The sequence below is a fragment of the Virgibacillus sp. W0181 genome (assembly GCF_051846915.1).
GTDB lineage: Bacteria > Bacillota > Bacilli > Bacillales > Amphibacillaceae > JBPYCR01.
This window is the reverse complement of sequence record NZ_JBPYCR010000030.1, coordinates 21,618-43,092: the sequence shown is the minus strand read 5'-3', so window position 1 is coordinate 43,092 and position 21,475 is coordinate 21,618. Positions and strand designations below refer to the sequence as shown.

The 21,475-nt window shown below is 38.7% G+C and carries 19 protein-coding genes; 18 read left to right on the top strand and 1 reads right to left on the bottom strand.

Annotation, left to right across the window (positions count from 1 at the left end; translation table 11 throughout):
• Nucleotides 1-115 precede the first annotated feature (115 nt).
• Complete coding sequence (locus ACLIBG_RS11830; RefSeq protein ID WP_439312968.1) at nt 116-739, bottom strand: FMN-binding negative transcriptional regulator; 624 nt, start codon at nt 737-739, stop codon at nt 116-118.
• Between the two features lie 127 nt (nt 740-866).
• Between ACLIBG_RS11830 and ACLIBG_RS11825 the strand changes: the two genes are divergently transcribed.
• The 18 genes from ACLIBG_RS11825 (at nt 867) to ACLIBG_RS11740 (ending at nt 21,424) form a co-directional block, all read left to right on the top strand.
• Nucleotides 867-2,246 (top strand): MocR-like pyridoxine biosynthesis transcription factor PdxR, encoded by a 1,380-nt coding sequence (locus ACLIBG_RS11825; RefSeq protein ID WP_439312967.1) that lies wholly within the window; start codon nt 867-869, stop codon nt 2,244-2,246.
• Between the two features lie 447 nt (nt 2,247-2,693).
• Nucleotides 2,694-4,067 carry a bifunctional UDP-N-acetylglucosamine diphosphorylase/glucosamine-1-phosphate N-acetyltransferase GlmU gene (gene glmU / locus ACLIBG_RS11820; protein WP_439312966.1) on the top strand — a complete coding sequence of 458 codons (1,374 nt, stop codon included), beginning with the start codon at nt 2,694-2,696 and terminating at the stop codon, nt 4,065-4,067.
• Between the two features lie 21 nt (nt 4,068-4,088).
• On the top strand, nt 4,089-5,042 hold the full coding sequence (locus ACLIBG_RS11815) for a ribose-phosphate diphosphokinase (RefSeq protein WP_439312965.1): 954 nt from the start codon (nt 4,089-4,091) through the stop codon (nt 5,040-5,042).
• Nucleotides 5,043-5,125: 83 nt separating this feature from the next.
• Nucleotides 5,126-5,761, top strand: a complete 636-nt coding sequence (locus tag ACLIBG_RS11810; RefSeq protein WP_439312964.1) for a 50S ribosomal protein L25/general stress protein Ctc — start codon at nt 5,126-5,128, stop codon at nt 5,759-5,761.
• 154 nt (nt 5,762-5,915) lie between these two features.
• On the top strand, nt 5,916-6,479 hold the full coding sequence (gene pth, locus ACLIBG_RS11805; RefSeq protein ID WP_439312963.1) for an aminoacyl-tRNA hydrolase: 564 nt from the start codon (nt 5,916-5,918) through the stop codon (nt 6,477-6,479).
• Between the two features lie 171 nt (nt 6,480-6,650).
• The gene (locus ACLIBG_RS11800; RefSeq protein WP_439312962.1) at nt 6,651-6,881 is read left to right on the top strand and encodes an anti-sigma-F factor Fin; all 231 of its coding nucleotides are present in this window, start codon (nt 6,651-6,653) and stop codon (nt 6,879-6,881) included.
• Between the two features lie 215 nt (nt 6,882-7,096).
• On the top strand, nt 7,097-10,642 hold the full coding sequence (mfd, locus tag ACLIBG_RS11795; protein WP_439312961.1) for a transcription-repair coupling factor: 3,546 nt from the start codon (nt 7,097-7,099) through the stop codon (nt 10,640-10,642).
• A gap of 267 nt (nt 10,643-10,909) precedes the next feature.
• Nucleotides 10,910-11,446 carry a stage V sporulation protein T gene (gene spoVT, locus ACLIBG_RS11790; protein ID WP_439312960.1) on the top strand — a complete coding sequence of 179 codons (537 nt, stop codon included), beginning with the start codon at nt 10,910-10,912 and terminating at the stop codon, nt 11,444-11,446.
• A 404-nt stretch (nt 11,447-11,850) separates the two neighbouring features.
• On the top strand, nt 11,851-13,437 hold the full coding sequence (locus ACLIBG_RS11785; RefSeq protein WP_439312959.1) for a putative polysaccharide biosynthesis protein: 1,587 nt from the start codon (nt 11,851-11,853) through the stop codon (nt 13,435-13,437).
• A complete protein-coding gene (gene mazG / locus ACLIBG_RS11780) occupies nt 13,434-14,882 on the top strand; it encodes a nucleoside triphosphate pyrophosphohydrolase (RefSeq protein ID WP_439312958.1) in 1,449 nt (482 codons plus the stop codon). The genes ACLIBG_RS11785 and mazG overlap by 4 nt, the downstream gene beginning before the upstream one ends.
• 5 nt (nt 14,883-14,887) lie before the next feature.
• Nucleotides 14,888-15,151, top strand: coding sequence for an RNA-binding S4 domain-containing protein (locus ACLIBG_RS11775; protein WP_439312957.1), 264 nt, complete (start codon nt 14,888-14,890; stop codon nt 15,149-15,151).
• A 137-nt stretch (nt 15,152-15,288) separates the two neighbouring features.
• Entirely contained in the window at nt 15,289-15,588 is a 300-nt protein-coding gene (gene yabP / locus ACLIBG_RS11770; protein WP_439312956.1) for a sporulation protein YabP, read from the top strand.
• On the top strand, nt 15,585-16,184 hold the full coding sequence (gene yabQ / locus ACLIBG_RS11765; protein WP_439312955.1) for a spore cortex biosynthesis protein YabQ: 600 nt from the start codon (nt 15,585-15,587) through the stop codon (nt 16,182-16,184). The genes yabP and yabQ overlap by 4 nt, the downstream gene beginning before the upstream one ends.
• A 6-nt stretch (nt 16,185-16,190) precedes the next feature.
• Complete coding sequence (locus ACLIBG_RS11760) at nt 16,191-16,571, top strand: FtsB family cell division protein (RefSeq protein WP_439312954.1); 381 nt, start codon at nt 16,191-16,193, stop codon at nt 16,569-16,571.
• Nucleotides 16,572-16,640: 69 nt separating this feature from the next.
• Nucleotides 16,641-17,027, top strand: a complete 387-nt coding sequence (locus tag ACLIBG_RS11755; RefSeq protein ID WP_439312953.1) for a S1 domain-containing RNA-binding protein — start codon at nt 16,641-16,643, stop codon at nt 17,025-17,027.
• An 833-nt stretch (nt 17,028-17,860) separates the two neighbouring features.
• Nucleotides 17,861-19,456 carry an ABC transporter substrate-binding protein gene (locus ACLIBG_RS11750; protein ID WP_439312952.1) on the top strand — a complete coding sequence of 532 codons (1,596 nt, stop codon included), beginning with the start codon at nt 17,861-17,863 and terminating at the stop codon, nt 19,454-19,456.
• A 108-nt stretch (nt 19,457-19,564) separates the two neighbouring features.
• Complete coding sequence (nikB, locus tag ACLIBG_RS11745; RefSeq protein WP_439312951.1) at nt 19,565-20,506, top strand: nickel ABC transporter permease; 942 nt, start codon at nt 19,565-19,567, stop codon at nt 20,504-20,506.
• Nucleotides 20,507-20,536: 30 nt separating this feature from the next.
• The gene (locus tag ACLIBG_RS11740) at nt 20,537-21,424 is read left to right on the top strand and encodes an ABC transporter permease (protein ID WP_439312950.1); all 888 of its coding nucleotides are present in this window, start codon (nt 20,537-20,539) and stop codon (nt 21,422-21,424) included.
• Nucleotides 21,425-21,475: the final 51 nt, after the last annotated feature.

The window sequence follows — 21,475 nt, the reverse complement described above, 5'->3', positions numbered from 1 at the left end:
GTCAACCTGGCGCCCAGAGTGAACAGCTTTCGTTTCAAAACGCATAAAAATTCCTCGCTTTCAAAAATGATTGTTATTAATGTTATTATGTGCTGTTTTATCAAAGAAAGCACATTTAATTCTTTAGTTTTTTCTTTCTAAGAATTGTTTTCATTTGTGATGCAATTTCCCTTTCATTCTCACTAGTAGATTGTTCCAGTTGTGAAGTAACAAGCTTTAATCGCTCCGTGGAATGATGTTGGCTCAATTTTGCTTTTCCTTCCATTTTATCAATCTTGATTTTGAATCCAACAATTCCTTTTGCCTGCCCTTCTAAAAAATGAGCATCCAATTGATCCCATTGATATGAACTATTTGGTTCTTCATATTTTAATACCATATCTTTAAGGGAATCCATCATTTCTTCGCCGTCGATGATTTCAACCTTTCCGTATACATGAGCAGCGATGTAATTCCATGTCGGAACAGCTTTATCTGTTTCATACCAGGAAGACGAGATATAACAATGCGGCCCCTGAAAAACAGCAAGCACTTCCTGTTCCTCTATATCTTTCCATTGCATATTCGGTTTGGCAAAGTGGCTGTACAAATATCTTTCTTCTTTATCTAAAATCAAAGGAAGGTGGGTCGCATACGGATGACCCTCGTGTTGGGAAAATAGCGTAGCAAAGCTATTATTCTCAATTAGCTCATAAATTTCTTCTTCATCTTTGATTTCAAAGTGCTTTGGAATATACATGATCATCACCCCTCATCCAATTTCGTATTTGAATATATTTATTGCTCTTATAAAATATAGTATGATACAAATTGACATTTAAAAAGGTACAGTTTGGAATAATTAGGCATGTCAGGAGAAGGTTTATATGAAAAATTATCTTTTTGTCTTCAACGAAAGCACTCCCAAATACAAACAAATTTACGAGCAGTTTAAATCATTGATTGAGCAAGGTAATGTGAAAGCTGATGAACAACTACCTTCTATTCGGCAACTTGCTGACTCTCTTCAAGTAAGCCGTAATACAACCCTAACGGCATACAATCAACTTGTAGCAGAGGGCTATATTCGAGGGGAAGGGCGAAAAGGTTATTTTGTCAATCAATTAGAGCCAACTTTATACGAGGAACCACTAATCCTTCCTAGCGAAAAGAGAGTGGAAAAGAAAGCGACCATTCGTGTCGATTTTCGGACAGATGCTGTAGATGAGTCCCATTTTCCCTTAAAAGTATGGAGGCGAATAGCAAATCAGGTCTTAACGTTACCTGAGAGCTTTCAATATGGAGAACCTTTTGGAGAGGTGAATCTGCGTGAACAAATTGCCGTATACTTACTCCAATCACGCGGGGTAAGAACAGATGCAAATTCCATTATGATCGGTAGTAGTACACAACAAATACTTATCAATCTAGGTCATATATTACAGGAAGATTATTCAAGTATTATCGTTGAAGATCCGGGGTTTGATGGTGCTAGGGAAGCGTTTCAATTCCATTATTTTTCGCTTGAATATTTACCAGTATTTGCAACAGGTGCAGATCTTTCGCAACTAAAACAAATGGATTCAGGCTTAATCTATGTAACACCTTCTCATCACAGTCCGTACGGGGTAAGTATGTCGATTCAACAACGACAAATGCTTATCCAATGGGCAACCAACGTACAGGGATATATTATTGAGGACGATTATGATAGTGAGTTCCGCTATACAGAGCAGCCGTTTCCAGCGCTTGCTTCTATTGATGCAACAAGAGTCATTTATTTGGGAAACTTCTCAAAGTCATTTCTCCCGGGACTACGTTTAAGCTATATGGTGTTACCAGAGTCCCTGTTAAATCGTTATAAAAGTCAGTTCCAGAACTTTGAAAGCTCGACTTCAATCTTTAGCCAACTTACAATGGCTAAATTTATGGGAAATGGGGAATGGAATCGGCACATTAAGCGAATGCGCCTTGTTTATAAACGAAAAATGAAGTACCTCGTTTCATTATTAAAAAAACACTTTGGGCAAAATATATTCATTATTGGCGAACAGTCCGGTTTGTACGTTTTAATTAAGGTATATCTAGGGCATTCAGAAGAATGGCTAATTGAGCGGGCTTTTCTTTATGGCGTTAGAGTGCGTCCTACTTCGGTCTATTTCATAAAAAATCATCCAGATAAGCCGATAATAAAATTAGGGTTCAGTGGTCTTTCTTTTGATGAAATCGAACTTGGTGTGAATCTGTTAAAAAAAGCATGGCTATAAAAATCCCTTTGGTAGGGCGGGGTCTCTTGGCACGCCGGACATTGTTAAAATATGGAAAATCGGGAGTTTCTATTTAGTCTTTCTAAACAGGAAAGTATGACGAACAAGTGATAATAAATCGAGTAGGTCAAATGCCGGGTAGGAAGGTCGGAGGACTCACGTAGTACTGATGATAACAGGTAATGCTGGGGAAGGAAAGGTGAGTTCCCCCAATCGTCGTTCTTATTGGGGGCACATAAACTACACGAAGAGGTAAGTAATTTATGAAACTTTCTTATGTCGAATTTTTTGCCTTATAAGCAATAAGGACACAAGGCTTTCGGCATGCTGTGATCTTTCCAATTTAGTATTGACCCTACGAAAGCGGGTCGTACATTATATTTGTTGAAATGATGCTTATTTTAAGCTATTATTTTATAATGGGGATAAAAGAATGGAGGGAACTTCATGACAAAGCGTTACGCGATAATATTGGCGGCCGGGCAAGGTACTCGAATGAAGTCGAAGCTTTACAAAGTGCTTCATCCTATTCTTGGACGTCCAATGATTCAGCACGTCATTGGTAATTTAAAGTCTTTACAATTAAACAAACAAATCACAATTGTTGGATTTGGTGCAGATAAAGTAATGGACGAAGTTGGGGATCAAAGTGAATTTGTTGTTCAGGAAGAGCAGCTAGGTACGGCACATGCTGTTCAGCAAGCGGAGAGTTTACTAAAGGATCAACAAGGGACAACGATTGTTGTTTGCGGCGATACACCGTTGATTACAACAGAAACATTTGAAAAATTGTTTGCTTATCATGAAGAAAGAAATGCCAAAGCAACGATTTTAACAACAGAAGTTCAAGACCCTACCGGTTATGGGCGAGTTATTCGAAATGAGCATAAAGAAGTAGAACGGATTGTTGAGCATAAAGATGCTAACGACAAAGAACTTCTTGTTAATGAAGTGAATACTGGTACATATTGTTTTGATAATCAGACGCTTTTTGCGGCTTTGCAGGAAGTTTCCAACGATAATGCACAAGGTGAATATTATTTACCGGATGTCATTGAAATTTTGCAAAAAAGGGCGGATAAGGTTGAAGCATTCTTAACGACCGATTCCGATGAAACAGCGGGTATAAACGACCGAGTTGCGCTAGCAAATGCAGAGGAAACAATGAAGCGACGGATAAATGCGAGCCATATGCGAAACGGCGTGACATTGATGGATCCAAGTAATACGTATATTGGGCCGGATGTGACGATCGAACCGGATGTAATCATTTATCCGGGTTCAATTATTTCTGGACAAACTACTATTAAGTCTGATTCGGTAATTGGCCCACATACTGAGATAACCGACTGTACGATTGGCGAACTAACAGTTGTAAAACAAAGTGTAGTAAAAGACAGTGAAATCGGGAATCGTGTAACGATCGGTCCGTTTGCTCATATCCGTCCAGAATCACTCATCGGCAATGATGTTAAAGTTGGCAATTTTGTTGAAGTGAAAAAATCGACATTTGGAAATAAGAGTAAAGCGTCCCATTTAAGTTATATTGGTGACGCGAAGTTAGGCGAGAATGTCAATGTTGGTTGTGGTACAATAACAGTAAATTATGATGGAAAGAACAAGCACTTGACGACGATCGAGGACGATGCATTTATCGGTTGCAATTCCAATTTAGTTGCTCCTGTGACAATTGAAAAAGGCGCTTATGTAGCTGCCGGTTCCACCATTACAAAGGACGTACCCGAAGAAGCATTGTCTATTGCTCGAGCAAGGCAGACAAATAAAGAAGGATATGCAGCAAAAATAAAAAACCGAAAATAATTTTAATGGAGGGCTACATTTATGTCATCGGGCTATAAGGACGGACAGTTAAAGGTTTTCACACTAAATTCCAATCGTCAATTAGCAGAAGAAATCGCAGATCATATAGGTATTACGCTTGGAAAATGTGCAGTAACTAAATTCAGTGATGGGGAAATTCAAATTAACATTGAAGAAAGTGTTCGTGGATGTGATGTGTTTGTTGTTCAATCAACATCTGATCCAGTTAATCACCATTTAATGGAACTGCTCATTATGATTGATGCTTTAAAACGTGCTTCAGCTACTTCGATTAATATTGTTATGCCATATTACGGGTATGCGCGACAAGATCGAAAGGCACGATCAAGAGAACCTATTACGGCGAAACTGATTGCGAATTTGTTGGAAACAGCAGGTGCTGACAGGGTCATTACATTGGATTTGCACGCGCCACAAATTCAAGGATTTTTCGATAAGCCAATAGACCATTTGCAAGGGGTACCGATTTTATCGGATTATTTTGAAGGAAAAGATCTTCAGGATATCGTCATTGTATCGCCTGACCACGGCGGGGTTACCCGCGCCCGCAGAATGGCTGATCGATTAAAAGCGCCAATTGGTATTATTGATAAAAGAAGACCTCGTCCAAATGTAGCAGAAGTGATGAATATCATTGGAAATATTGAAGGTAGAACGGCAATCATTATTGATGACATAATTGATACAGCCGGTACAATTACACTTGCGGCAAATGCGTTAATTGATCATGGTGCAACAGGAGTATACGCATGCTGTACCCACCCCGTATTATCAGGTCCGGCAATAGAACGGATCCGAGACTCGAAGATTGAAGAACTCGTTATCACTAATTCAATCTCTTTGCCGGAGGAAAAATGTATTGAAAAGATAACACAATTATCGGTTGCTCCACTTATTGGTGAGGCAATTGTACGTGTACATGAATATCAGTCTGTAAGTATTTTATTTGATTAATACGCAATATCTTATAGTTATTTAGTAATTTGAGTTATACTAAGGAATAGAAGATTTATATTAAAAAATGGAGGGCAACAATTATGGCAATAAAGCTACAAGCAGCAAAACGTGGAGATCTTTCAAGTTCTGCAACAAAGCAAATTAGAAATAGAGGACATGTTCCGGCTGTCGTTTATGGCAAGGAAAAGGAAAACAAAACCGTGTCTGTCGATAGTGTTGAATTATTAAAAACAGTTCGTGACGAAGGAAGAAACGCGATCATTACACTGGATATTGAAAATGATTCCACTGAGGATGTCATGCTACATGAATATCAAATGGATCCGGTTAAAGGCGACCTCGTGCACGTAGACTTTTATATCGTTGATATGAGCGAAGAAATGGATGTTGAAGTACCATTACACCTTGAAGGAGAAGCTGCAGGGGCAAAAGAAGGCGGTATTTTACAACAACCAATGTATGAACTGCAAGTACGCGCAAAGCCTAGAGATATTCCTGAGGAAATTTCCGTTGATGTATCTCAATTGGAAATTGGAGACAGTCTATCCGTTGGGGATCTTCCTGTTTCCGACAAATACACTTTTCTTGATGAAGAAGATGCGACGCTCGCAGTTGTTCTACCACCAGAAGAGGAAGAAGAAGAGACTGAAGAAGCGGATGCAAGTGCTGAGCCAGAGCTTGTTGGCGCAGACGATGACGATGAAGAAGAAGCATAAGATAGAAATAACAGCATAATAAAATAACCCTCCTTTAAGAAAGCTTTTTGTCTGCTCATTTCTTATAAGGGGGGATTCTTACATGGGAAGAAAAACGTAGGAAGCTTAATAATTGCTATAAATGAATCATATTATTCTACAAAGGAAGAAAAACATGAAATGTATCGTTGGATTGGGCAATCCGGGTAAGAAGTATAAGAAAACACGTCACAATATTGGTTTTATGGTCATTGATGAATTGCTCAGACGTAATCATTGGGGACCTTTAAAAAAGGACAAATTCAATGGATTGCACACGACTGAACATATACGGGGCGAAAAGGTTATGCTATTGCAGCCACAGACCTATATGAATTTGTCGGGGCAAGCAGTCCGGGCAATAGTCGATTTTTATGAAATTGACATGAACAACATATTGGTTATTTACGACGATTTAGATCTACCTGTTGGTAAGATTCGCTTGCGACAAAAAGGTGGGCATGGGGGACATAACGGAATTCGCTCCATTATAGAACATGCCGGGACAAAAGAATTTAAACGGCTGCGAATCGGCGTAGGTAGACCAACCGGTGCAGAACCTATTGTTGATTATGTATTAAGTCCTTTCTCTAAAGAACAAAAAGACGGTCTTACAACGAGTATTAGCCAATCCGCTGATGCCTGTGAAGCTTGGATTGATCAGCCATTTGCAGATGTGATGAATACCTTTAATGCATAATTTGAAAGATCTCATGAACAGTATTTAAGCGTGAACGCTGAAGCTAGTTAAAAAAATGTAAGGACATTCCTATATTCGCTTGAACAATGTAATATCTAGCACTCCAAAAGTATAATAAACCTTTATTCGGATAAACTGAATACCGCAACGTTTATTTGAGGAGGTTTTTCGATGTCTATCATTTATAAATGCAGACATTGCGGGGATGAGATCGGCAAGTTGGATCAAGAAATGGTGAATACGTCCATGCTCGGCTGGGATCAGTTATCGGTGGAAGATAAAAAGGAAATGATTCAGTATCAGTCAAATGGAGACGTTCATATAAAGGCTATATGTGAAAATTGTGAAGTGTCATTGGGGCAGCACCCGCATTATCATGAACTTGATTTTTTTATACAATAACAATTAAATGAGTAAGACAGGCTTTGGTAATGGACCAAAGCATTTTTGCGCTTATTCATTTACTGATAATTATTGATGCATTCTAGGTGAAGTTTCGACGACGAATGGATTCTTGTTGGAGCATGTGTGTAGAAATGAAATTAACGGAACGGTGTTTGTTATTGCGATAATTCAAACACCCTCTTCTGCTTTTACATATTTATGGGGGTTTAATGATGGATGGCATAAATGAATATTTACAGTCAAAGGAAGACGTTCAATCGATCATCACCGGCGTTAAACATGGAATGAAAGAACAACTGATTGCCGGCTTGTCAGGGTCAGCGAGAAGTTTACTTATTTCTATTATCAGTGATTCCATTCAGAAACAAACGTTGGTCGTGACACATCAGCTAGTTCAAGCACAGCAATTATACGACGATTTATCAGACTTTTTGGATAACGATCGTGTGTTTTTATACCCAGTTAATGAGTTGATTGCGTCCGAAGCTGCTTTTGCCAGTCCGGAAATGAAAAGCCAGCGAATTGATGCGTTGATGGGCTGGCTGAAAAGTGAATCGGGAATTTTAATAGCTCCTATCGCGGCATTAAAGCGTATGTTACCTCCACCTTCTTATTGGGACAAATACCAGTTGCCATTCACAGACGGAGAAACAATAATCATTGACGCTTGTTTGCAGGCTTTGATTGACATGGGATATGAACGTGTAGAGATGGTGACTGCCCCCGGCGAGTTTAGTGTTCGTGGCGGGATTATTGATATTTATCCAGTAACGGAAAAATACCCTGTCCGGATTGAATTGTTTGATGATGAAGTCGATTCTATTCGTTATTTTGATGCTGATACGCAGCGATCAATGGAAAAGCGAACAGAAGTTATCGTTGGACCAGCGACGGAATTACTGCTCACAAAGGAAGATATGATTTCCGGGGCTGAACGACTTGAAAAAGCACTTGCCAAATCATTGAAGAAAATGAAGGCTTCCGAAGAGAAAGAGAAATTGATTGAAGTGATGGAATATGACATTAGTCGTTTAAAGGATTTAGAGCATTTCCAGGAATTATATAAATACGTTGATTATCTTTATGAAGCTCCTGCTAGTTTATTAGATTACTTGCCTGATACTGGATTGGTAATGCTTGACGAAATGAGCCGGATTCAGGAAACCGCAACGAATTTGGATACGGAAGAAGCAGAATGGTACAGCAGCATGCTATTATCCAATCATATGGTCAAGGACAGCAAGTTCTCCTTTGATTGGGATACAATATGGAGTAAAGTCGTCCATCAACGGATTTACACGTCAGTCTTTTTACGTCACATACCAAATACGCAACCACAAAATATTGTCAATCTTTCATCCAGACCGATGCAGGAATTTCATGGGCAGATGAATTTATTAAAAAACGAAATGGAACGCTGGGATAAGAGCGATTATTCCGTCGTTGTTCTCGCCCCGAATAAACAACGCAGCGAAAAAATTCATTCAATCTTTGCAGATTATCAAATAGATGCAACCGTTAGCGATCAGCTGGATTTGCCGTTGGATAAACCGGCAATCACTGTCGGAAATATAAGCAGTGGAATAGAGTTGCCAAAGCATAAGCTCGTTATCATTACGGAAAATGAACTATTTAAAAAGAAAACAAAGCGTGTGCGTAAAAAACAGAACATTTCCAATGCAGAACGGATAAAAAATTACCAAGAACTGAAAATTGGCGATTATGTTGTTCACGCTAACCATGGAATTGGTAAATATGTTGGTATTGAAACGCTGCAAGTCAATCAATTGCATAAAGATTATTTGCTAATTAAATATTACGGCGATGATAAATTATTTGTTCCGATCGATCAAATCGATCTCGTGCAGAAGTTTGTCGGTTCGGAAGGAAAAGAGCCGCGACTTTATAAGCTCGGTGGTTCGGAATGGGCAAAAGTAAAACGAAAAGTGCAATCATCGGTTGAAGATATTGCAGATGAGTTAATCAAGCTTTATGCAGACAGGCAAGCACAGAAAGGACACGCTTTTCAAAAAGATACCGAGCTGCAGGACGAATTTGAGCATGCTTTTACGTACCAGGAAACTGAGGACCAATTAAGGTGTGTAGAAGAAATAAAGCAGGACATGGAAAAAGAGCGGCCGATGGACAGACTGCTTTGTGGAGATGTCGGTTACGGAAAGACAGAGGTAGCTATTCGAGCAGCATTTAAGGCGATAGCAGAAGGAAAACAAGTGGCGATTTTAGTGCCAACGACGATTCTTGCTCAGCAACATTATCAAACGATAGAAGAACGGTTTCAAGAACACGCAGTTAGCATTGGCCTGTTAAGCAGATTCCGTACAGCGACACAGCAAAAGGCAACGATAGAAGGCCTCAAAAAAGGGCAAGTTGATATTGTCATCGGAACGCACCGTCTTTTATCAAAAGATGTTCAATATCGTGATTTAGGATTGCTCATTGTTGATGAAGAACAACGGTTTGGCGTTAAACATAAAGAAAAAATCAAACAAATGAAAACAAATGTCGATGTGCTGACATTAACTGCTACTCCAATCCCACGTACATTGCATATGTCTATGCTCGGCGTTCGTGATCTGTCGGTCATTGAAACACCACCGGAAAATCGCTTTCCGATTCAAACGTATGTTGTGGAACACAACCCAATTGTCATTCGTGAGGCGATTGAGAGAGAAATGGCTCGTGGCGGCCAAGTATTTCTTTTATATAACCGCATTGAAAACATTGAAAAAATTGCCCGCGACGTAAGTATGCTCGTCGATGATGTCCGAATAGGTGTAGCTCATGGTCGGATGAATGAAACAGAACTGGAGAATGTCATGTTTGGTTTCTTAGAAGGTGAATACGATGTACTGGTTAGCACAACGATTATAGAGACAGGTGTCGATATCCCAAATGTCAATACACTGATCGTCTATGATGCAGATCGAATGGGCTTAAGTCAGCTCTATCAGCTAAGAGGTCGAGTAGGCCGTTCTAATCGGGTCGCATATGCTTATTTTACGTATCAAAAAGATAAAGTATTAACAGAAGTAGCAGAAAAACGACTTCAGGCAATTAAGGAATTTACCGAACTTGGTTCCGGCTTTAAAATTGCCATGCGTGATCTATCCATTCGAGGCGCCGGTAATTTGTTAGGATCCCAACAACATGGCTTTATTGATTCCGTTGGATTTGATATGTATTCACAAATGCTAAAAGATGCAATTGACGCACGTAAGGAAGGAAAGGACGTTGAAGCATCGGCTCCTTTTGAACCAGAGTTAAATCTCACTATTGATGCATATATTCCGGATTCCTATATTAGTGATGAAAAACAAAAGATAGATATGTACAAGCAATTTCAGACACTTGAAAAACAATCCGATATGGAGGATTTACGGGAAGAATTAATAGATCGGTTTGGAGATTATCCAGAGCAAGTAGAAAATTTATTCGCTGTTTCAAAAATTAAGATGGCAGCAAAGAAGGAAAAAATCGAATCCATTACGGAGCAAGGCAGAAAAATGGAAATGCGTGTGGATGAAGTTCGGAGTCAACAAGTTGATGGTGCGAAGTTATTTGAGCTGGCGAATGAATATCGAAACAAGGTAAATTTGGGTACGGCGGGGAATCAGTTGAAAATAGTATATAAGTGGCCCCGAAAAGAAGATGATGAGCGATATAAAGAAGTTGCGACAATAATTCAGAAGTTGGCAACAGTAAATCAAAAAGAACAAAATAAATCAGCAAATGTATAGTTCTGTTGAGATGATTCATACTAAAAGCATCACTGGTGATTTTTACAAGTTTGCAAGCAAGATTCGTTTCTATTCGCAGGAACAGAAAAACGTAGAAAACACACCATAGAGCGCGTGTTCAAAAAAAGATAAAAAGTGCAACGTCGGCTAAAACCTCAACGCTTGATATGCGGTACTTAGTCGAGAGCTTCAAAGCGACTTTTATCAAATTTTTGAACAACCTCTTAGAAGAAAAGATCATCATATGAAAGTGAGGCTTTAATCGAGATGAAAGCAACAGGAATTGTACGTCGAATTGATGATTTAGGCAGAGTAGTCGTTCCAAAAGAAATAAGGCGAACATTACGTATCCGGGAAGGGGATCCTTTAGAAATATTTGTAGCAAGAGAAGGAGAAATAATTTTAAAGAAGTATTCCCCTATTAATGAATTGGGTCATTTTGCTCAAGAATATGCAGAGGCAATTTTTGACTCCCTTCAGTATCCTGTATTTATTTGTGATCGTGATGAAATTATAGCAATAGCTGGGGAGTCAAAGAAAGATTACTTAAATAAAGGAATCGGTGCCGAACTTGAACATACCATAAAGGACCGGGTGTTAAAATTTGAAAAAGAAAAGAGTACAACGGAAATTATCAGTGGAAAAGAAGACGATCTGGATTCTTACTGTATCAGCCCTATTATTGCAAATGGAGATCCAATCGGCTGCGTAATGATGGTGTCAAAAAACGGTGATAAATTAAGCGATATTGAACAAAAAGTAGTTGAGACGGCTTCCAGTTTTCTCGCTAAACAAATGGAATAGGATGAATAGGATAAAAGTCTGTGGGCAAAACACCGTTAGAAAGCGATGTTTTAGCCCATTTTTTTTGGTAGGTCAGAAAGTATAAAATTTTATGCATAGCTGTCTAGCTTCGACGTACAAATTTTTTCGATGGGACGAAAGCGTAGCTACAGTCCCAGGATTTTCTAGTGAAATCTTTTCGGTGGGGCGAGCATTTATGCGCAGTCCCAGGACGTGGCGTTCTAAGCCTGTCAGCCCAGCTCCTCGAGGTCTTAAGCAATTACTCTTCGTGGCAATAACCGCCACTACGATTTCTTGCTTAAGCTATGCCTGATGCTGACCAGGGCGCTTGCGCTTTTCTTTTGTATGAATGCTTTATGCTATAATGGAAGGCAACTTAATTATTCATTGGAAAGGCGTTTATCATGAGCGGGAAGCAATCATACACATTTATAAAAGGTGCATTTTTATTAACCGTTGCCGGGCTGGTCAGTAAAATATTAAGTGCCGGCTACCGAATCCCGTTACAGAATCTCACCGGAGATATCGGTTTTTATATTTATCAGCAAGTCTATCCCATTCTTGGTATTGTGCTGATCATTTCACTCTATGGCTTTCCTTCGGCTATATCACAGCTTGTTGTTGACGTAAAGGGCAAAGGATTGCAGTTATCGTTAAAAAGTTTTTACATACCGGTTTTGCTATTGTTATTTGGTATTAATGGAATAGGCTTTGTTCTATTATATTTCGGGGGGTCTTTTGCAGCGGATTGGATCGGTGACATTAGGTTAACTGAAGTGTATCAACTAACAGCGGCGGCATTTTTATTTGTTCCTTTGCTTGCATTATTACGAGGAGTTTTTCAGGGAAACGGGGAGATGAAATATACCGCTTATTCCCAAATGGGGGAGCAAGCTATTCGGGTTGTCACTATTATTTTGATCGCCTATTGCGTTGGATACAAAAACATGGAACTATACAATATAGGAAAAGGTGGCGCGGTTGCCTCCATGTTGGGAGCGGTAACAGCTATTGCTATTGCTACTGTTCCTTTTTTAAAACAAAAACCTTTTACAAAAAAGACCTATCCTATTCCGTGGAGACAATACATGCGAACTATTTTCATTTTAGGTATTGTTGCTTCGATGAATCACATGACAATGTTAATGCTTCAGCTTGTTGATGTGATGACGCTCGTACCGCAATTAATGGATTATGGGCTTTCTACGGTGGAAGCAATGCAGGCAAAAGGTGTCTTTGACCGCGGTCAACCTTTAATCCAACTTGGCACTGTGTTGGGCTCTTCGTTTGCTTTGGCATCCATTCCAGCAATATCGCGAAAAAAATGGAAAGAAAACAGCGCCCGTTTCTATGCCAATATCGAAACCGCACTTTTATACAGTTTTTATCTAGCTGCGGGGGCAACGATCGGGTTAATCATCGTGTTTCCGGAAACAAATATGCTTTTGTTCCAAAATACGAAAGGCACGACCAGTTTGCAGTTACTCGTTAGTGCGATTTTTTTCAGTTCGTTGGCTATTACTGCTGCAGCGATTCTGCAAGGAATTGGTTATATGAAACGAACAGCTTTTTTTATTTTTTCTGCGGTCGTTATAAAATGGGTGTTGAATGCCTGCCTCGTGCCATTGTTCGGAATCTACGGTAGCGCCCTGGCAACGGTTGTGAGTCTCGTTTTTCTATTTTGTTTGGTATACTTTGAACTGAAAAGAAAATTGCCGCAACTTTCCGTTTTCCGCAACATACATAAAGTAGCCTTTTTAACTGCAGTTCTTGGTATGACCATTTATCTTTATGCGGTAAAATATATGGCATCCTTTATGGATATGTCACGGCTTATATTGCTATTTTATGTGCTGTTTATCGTTATTTCCGGTGGAGCACTTTATCTTTTGTTATTATTAAGGTGCAAGGCGTTTACGGAGAGGCAGCTAACTGCTCTCCCGTTTGCGAATGTACTTATTCGTCTGCATAAAGGAAGGGATGAAAATTGACAGATCAAATAAAAGTTGTTGGCCTCGGTGCTGGCGACATCGATCAGCTGCCATTAGGCATATATCATTTATTACTGAATGAAGAAACAAAGGTTTTCGCCCGAACGAGTGCACATCCGGTTGTTGAGACTCTGCAGCAACAAGGTGTTTCGTTTGAATCGTTTGATGCTTATTATGAAGCCGAAGAACAATTTGAAGTCGTTTATGAAAAAATCGTTGAACAATTGCTCTTCCATGCTAAACATGGACAAGTCATCTATGCGGTTCCTGGACATCCGATGTTAGCTGAAAAAACAGTTCAGCTATTGCTTAATGAGCGAGATGTGCGTGTTGAAGTGGTCGGTGGACAGAGTTACTTGGATGATTTATTTACGGCATTAAAGATCGATCCGATTGACGGCTTTCAATTTGTGGATGGTACCTCTTTTCAACGTATGGATCTAAATTATAAGCAACACCTTGTTTTTTGCCAAGCATATGATCAGTTTATTGCCTCGGAAATAAAGTTGACATTGCTGGAGGACTTGCCTCCTGAATATGAAGTAACGCTCATCGAGGCTGCCGGTACGGACCAGGAGGTATTGACGTCCGTCCCTTTAAAAGAGCTTGATCATCAAGTGGAGATGAGTAATTTAACGACCGTTTATATTCCCCCTGTCAGGGACGATCTTCTGGCGCATACATTCAGGCAATTACGTGAAACGATTGCAATTTTACGCGGACCTGATGGCTGCCCTTGGGACAGAAAGCAAACCCACGAATCATTGCGATCATATGCTGTTGAAGAGGTTTATGAATTAATTGATGCGATTAATGACGAAGATGACGATGGAATCATTGAAGAACTTGGCGATGTATTGCTGCAAGTAATGCTCCACAGTCAAATCGGGGAAGATGCAGGGTTTTTTACGATTGACGATGTGATAAAAGGAATCACGAACAAAATGATTCATCGCCATCCACATGTTTTTTCCGATGAATCTTTGCAAACATCATCTGAACTGGAAGCAATGTGGGAGTCGCGAAAAGCCAAGGAGAAAGGCAAGGAACACGTCTCGTTGTTGGAATCCGTACCCGCTAGTTTACCCCCACTAGCCAAAGCAGTCAAACTGCAGAAAAAAGCAGCAAAAATAGGCTTTGATTGGCCGGATACAGGAGAAGTATGGGCAAAGCTGGATGAAGAGTTGCAAGAAGTAAGGGAAGCTATCAATGCAAGAGATCCATTGGAAATAGAGAAAGAATTGGGTGATGTATTATTCGTTATTGCTAATCTTGCTCGGCATTACAATGTGAGCCCGGATGCTGCATTAACAAGATCCAACCAAAAATTCACATCGCGCTTCACCTATATCGAAAAAAGATTAAAAGAAGACGGGAAAACAATAACCGAGACGAACCTGGAAGAGATGGATACGTATTGGGATGAAGCGAAAAGAAAGGAGTAATTACTATGCGGCTCGATAAATTTTTAAAAAACGCCCGTTTAATCAAACGGCGTCCATTGGCAAAGCAGATTGCTGACCAGGGAAGAATTAAAGTGAACGGAAACACGGCAAAAGCCGCCTCCGTTATCGCTATCGGTGATGAATTGGAGATTAAATATGGTCAACGGCTAGTTACGGTTCGAGTGCTGAATATAAAAGAACATGTAAAAAAAGATGAAGCATCTGAAATGTATGAAATTATAAAAGAAGAAAAAATTAATCAAGCATAGAAGTTAGTTCTATACTTGTCCCTTCCTTCATAAAGTATGAATAAGAAGTCCGTGTTCAAAAGGAGGATAAAAATCATAAAGGTCAAAAATGATTTTTACCATGTATTTGAACAACCTTTAAGAAGGAAGGTGACAAAGTGAATTACTATAATAGAGAAGAGATTACACGCCCACAACCGGATCATCATGTTAAGATTAACAATCGCAAGGAAATGGAAATTAATGGTATAAAGGAAATTGACAGCTTTGATAATGAGGAATTTCTGCTGGAGACGGTTATGGGCTACTTAATTGTACGGGGCCAAAATCTACAGCTAGTTAATCTTGATGTTGACGAAGGGATTGTTTCGATTAAGGGAAAGGTTTACGATCTGTCTTATGTTGATGAGCATCAACAGGAGAAAGCTAAAGGGTTTTTTAGCAAGCTATTCCGATGACGCTGGATGTCCAGTTTTTAACGATGCTTTCCATGGCTTTGGGCGGCATCTATTTAGGTTTTGCTCTTGATACGTTTCGTCGACTAACGGGGCCATGGACACAAAATAAACTATTGGCCTTTATGCTGGAAGTTGGCTTCTGGGCCGTACAAACCGTGCTATTATTTTATATTCTTTTTCGAGTAAATGGCGGAGAGCTTCGTTTTTATGTTTTTCTTGCTTGTTTACTTGGGTTTTCTATTTATCAAATTGGTTTTGCAACGCTCTACAAAAAAGTACTTGAATCGATCATATCCATCGTGCAAACGATTATCCGCTGGGTGCAAATTATTGTGCGGCGATTAATCATTCAGCCGATACTTATCTTGCTCAAAGTGTGTAACATGATATTACTTGCCCTCCTCCAAGGATTAGCAACTGTTTGTCTAATACTAATAAAAATAATCTATTTGCCGCTTAAATGGATTGTGCAACTTATCTATCGTTTATTGCCGAAACGTATCAAAGAAATTATTTACCAATTTGTTCAATTTTATAGTACAATGATAGATAAAGTGAAAAAGTTTGTACAATCTATTCGTTTTAATAGGAGGTAGCAGCCTGTGCCCCGAGCTAAAAAATCCGTAACAAAAATTGAATCGGACTATATGAAGCAATATGATCACCACAAAGAAAGAGAAAAGAGAAAAAAACAACGGTTAATTCGGCGTCTTGTATTATTTTCTATTGTTGCAGCAGTAGCGTTTAGCATGTTGGCTACATACCATATAAAACAACGCACGTTGAACGCAGAAAAGCAAAATGAATACGAGCAGCTGGAAGAAGAACTTGCGGACCTGGAAAAAGAGGAAGCGAATTTAAAAGAAGAAATTAATTTATTGAACGACGAGGAGTATGTTTTGGAAATTGCTCGGACAAACTATTTCTTTTCTAAAAAGGGCGAATTAATTTTTAAAATGCCTGATGAAGAAGGCTCTTATTGACACGCTTTCACCTGTTTAGCTATACTATAAATAGAACGATTAAAAATTCCAAGGAGGAGCATTTTTTTTATGTCAATCGAAGTAGGCAGCAAATTGCAAGGGAAGGTAACGGGAATCACTAATTTTGGAGCGTTTGTAGAACTGGAAAAAGGGACTACAGGCCTTGTTCATATTAGTGAAGTTGCCGATAATTATGTCAAGGACATTAATGAGCATTTAAGTGTAGGAGAAGAAATTAAAGTAAAGGTCATTAATGTCGAGAAGGATGGAAAAATTGGCCTGTCTATAAAGAAAGCAAAAGACAGACCACAAGCACGTCAGCGAAATCCGCGGGAACGCCCGGAGAATTTCGAATCAAAAATGAATCGTTTCCTGAAAGATTCAGAAGACCGTTTAGCCTCTTTGAAGAAGCACACGGAATCAAGACGCGGAGGTCGAGGTGCTAAAAGAGGATAGCAATTGCTGTCTATGGATAATGCTCTATCATGTGATCCCATAAATAATAAAAAGCAGAAGCTGATTGTAAATAATCGGCTTCTGCTTTTTAGACAAATAGCGTAAGCACAGTCGTGTGATAAGCTAATTATTTCGTAAAACTATTCAAACGATGGGGAAATAAATTCCCCATCTCCCCTCTTTATAGAAGAGACAATTTGCCTATTATAGTTGAAGTTTACCACCACATTTATAGATGTTTTCTACAAAATGTGGATGATTGAAAACTAATTAAAATCAAATGAGTGCAAAAGTTTGAATTTAAAATTCAGAACAAAACGAAAATAAATTAGTTTTAAAGATTCAAAAAGTATAGTAGAATACACTTAGCATTTCAAGGTTCATTTGTGTAAAAGGCGATTTAAGTTGCGTTTTTTGTTTATATAGTTTTTATTTCTATTATACTTGTAATTTAAGGAGGTGCTCATTTAACGAATGAAGTATGAAGGTATACTAATTTCACATACATAGGAATGTTATAAGTTACAGTATTTTTTCTAACCACCGTAACTCATTTTAGACAGGGGGGGGAACCTTTGTAAATAAGTTAAATTTGTGAACAATTTACAGTAGACGTATGTTGATTTTTGAGAGTTTTATTGGTTTCTACCAAAGAACTTTTAAGAAGTTCGACTAACACCTGAAAGTGCTATTATCCAATCAAATTTTTATGAACCTTATCAAATCGCAAACTGTCTACTTTGTTAGTAGCAATTATGAAGAAGATGTTTGCCTTTGTCGGGAAATTTAGAAGGTAACATATAAAATTACATTTATAAATTAGGAGGTCAGTTATGAAAGTCAAAAATATATTTATCTTAATAGCTATCTTATTTACAACTTTTGTTATCGTAGCATGTAGTGAAGATGCAAATAAATCAGAAGAGGGTTCTGAAAAATCCGAAGGGAATTCACACATTTCGGAAGAAAATGGTGGTGAATTAAAAATTACATTGTCTGCGCAACCACCAACATTAGACCCAATGATGACATCATCTATCGACACCGGGGCTGTAGCAAGAAATATTTTTGAAACACTTGTAACTTCAAACGCTGAATACCAACCTGTTCCTATGCTAGCTGAATCCATAGATGAGAGCGACGATGGAAAGACGTATTCTTTCAACTTAAGACAAGGAGTAAAGTTCCATAATGGAGAAGAGATGACAGCTGATGATGTTGTATCATCCATGAATCGTTGGATTGAGAAATCTCCAGTTGCAGGAGAAGTTATAGGTAATGCTAGCTTTGAAAAAGAAGATGACTATACAGTGGTTTTGAATCTTGCCAAACCTTCATCGGGGGTGCTTGATATTTTGGCATCTCCAAAGCAATTTCCAGCGATTATGCCAGCAAATATTATTGAATCAGCTTCGGCCGAGGGCGTTACAGAGTATGTTGGCACAGGACCATTCGAATTAGTTGAGGAAAAACCAAATCAGTATATTCATTTAAGTAAATATGAAGATTATCAGGCAGTTGAAGGGGAAGCAAGCGGTCTAGCCGGGAAAAGGGAAGCCCTTGTTAATGATGTGTATTTCTACATTGTAAAAGACACATCAACACGTCTTGCAGCAGTACAAACTGCAGAGTATGACGTGATATCAGATGTACCGTTTGAGCAATATGACAGAGTTAAAGAAAATGAAAGTGTGAAGACTCATCTAGATCCGTACGGTCACCTGCTTGCCATATATAATAAGAAAAGTGACATGTTCTCTGATCAAAAAATGAGACAAGCGGTTAATACTGCAATTAATACAGAGGAAATCATGTTAGCGACATTTGCTCATGAGGAACTATACGAACTTGATCATGGATACATGAACAAAGACCAAAAAGATTGGTATAGTGAGGCAGGCATTGAATCCTATAATCAAGCTAATGAAGAAAAAGCTAAGAAGTTATTAGATGAGTCAGGTTACAACGGTGAGGAAATAAATCTAATCGTAACAAAAGACTATAGTGAACAATATGATTCTGCTGTTGTTTTAGAAGGGCAATTACGAAATATAGGAATGAACGTAAAATTGGAAACATTCGATTGGCCTACATTGCTAGAACGTAGAGACGACCCAAAAGCATGGGACATTTTAGTGACAGGTTATTCTACAGTATCCACCCCATCTCAAATATTGTACTTTAGTCCAAATGAGCATGGATGGTCAGATGATGAAAAGTTTCAAAATTTATTAACAGAAATTGATCATGCTACTTCACAGGAAGAAGCACAAGAGTTATGGTCAGAGTTGCAAGGGTATGCATGGAATGATTATGTACCTGTTAGTAATTTTGGAACGTATCGTTTAATAGCAGCTGCTACTGATAAGGTGGAAGGTCTTGGGTTCCTGTTGGGTCCAATTGTATGGAATACAAAAGTAACAGAATAAAATTTATTTCTTATACTCCCCTCCCTCCCGCCATAGACTTGGCAAGGGAGGGTATTCATTCATTGTGTAGATAAAGCGGTTCTATTTTCCTATTTAAGGGGGGATTTTTTGTATTTTTACATTTTAAAACGGCTATTTTCCTTAATCCCAGTTTTATTCATTGTTTCGATTGTCGTCTTTTTGCTCATTTATTTAACTCCGGGTGATCCAGCATCCGTTATGTTAGGGCAGGAAGCTTCGACAGAACAAATCGAAGAACTGCGTGAACAAATGGGGTTTAATTTGCCGCTATACCAACAGTATTTTAATTGGGCTATTGATATTTTTCAGGGTGATTTAGGAACATCTTACTTTTTGAAAGAACCAGTAACGACATCCATTATAAATCATTTAGGTCCAACGATATCTCTCGCTCTTTTGGCGGAGGTTATTTCTATTATCATCGCAGTACCGATTGGCATTTTGGCTGCAAGACATCGGGGGTCGAAGATTGATCAATTTGTAATGGGCTTCACGTTAACGGGAATGGCTATCCCCAGTTTCCTATTCGGTTTACTGTTAATGCTACTAATAGGTGTCAAACTTGAATGGTTACCAATTGCTGGATACCAGCCATTAAGTAGTGGATTATGGAACTATTTGCAATACTTTATTATGCCTGCATTTGCCCTTGGAATCACCCAATCTGCTTTAATCGCACGAATGACCCGATCAAGCATGCTGGAAGTTCTTAACGCTGACTTTATAAAGACAGCAAGGGCAAAGGGTGTAAAAGAGCGTACGGTTATACATAAGCACGCACTTCGAAATGCATTGCTTCCTATTTTGACTGTAGTTGGGCAAACATTTGGACTCTTAGTCGCAGGTGCAGTAGTTATTGAAACTATTTTTAATATACCCGGAATTGGACAACTAGTATTAAACTCAATTCAAAGTAGAGATTATCCAGTTATTCAGGGAGTCATATTAATGGTGGCATTTTTCTATGTCATGATAAATTTAATCATTGATTTGTTATATATTCTAATTGATCCAAGAGTGGAATATTGATATGTATAGGGGAGATAAGATATTAAAGCCATGGAAAGTAAAATAGACCCTAATAAAATAAAAAGTAATCTTAAGAAGCAAGAAAGAACATTATTTATAAGACGTTTCTTTTCTAATAAATTAATGGTGACTGGTAGTATTATTATTGCTGCTTTACTCTTAATAACTATTTTTGGACCGCTGATAACTTCCTACGACCCATACGAAATGGTAGTAAATGACCGTTTACAAGCCCCCAGTGCTGAACATGTATTTGGCACGGATGATTTTGGACGTGATTTATTTACCCGAGTTGTTTACGGTGCACAAGTCTCTATATTGGTGGGCTTTGCTTCTGCTTTGTTTTCATCAATTATCGGGATGGCAGTTGGCTTGCTTGCTAGTTATTATCGGTTTTTGGATAATTTGCTCATGCGAATTTGTGATGGGCTTTTGTCATTTCCTGCCATTTTATTTGCTATTGCATTAATGGCTGTTTTGGGAGCAAAAACGGAGAATGTTATTATCGCTTTAACGATTGTGTTTTCACCTGAAATAGCACGTATTGTTCGGTCAAGGGCTTTGGTTGTTAGGGAAGAAACATACATTGAAGCCATTGAGGCCCAAGGTGCTAGTTCATTTCGAGTCATTTGGCGTCATATTGCACCAAACACTATTTCGCCACTGCTTGTAAAAGCTACTTTTGTATTTTCTGAAGCTGTTATTGTTGAAGCAACATTAAGTTTCTTAGGTGCAGGAATTCCTGCACCCGACCCTAGCTGGGGTAATATTTTATCTGATGGAAAGTTGGTTATTTATGATGCTTGGTGGATGACAGTGTTTCCTGGATTGTTTATTGTTTTTTCGGTTCTAGGCCTGAATCTACTTGGTGATGGTTTACGAGATTTAATCGACCCTCATTCCAATATTAGGAACTAGAATATTCCGTCATTATTTTATCGTCTGATAATGGGTTGTTAGAATTCAAAA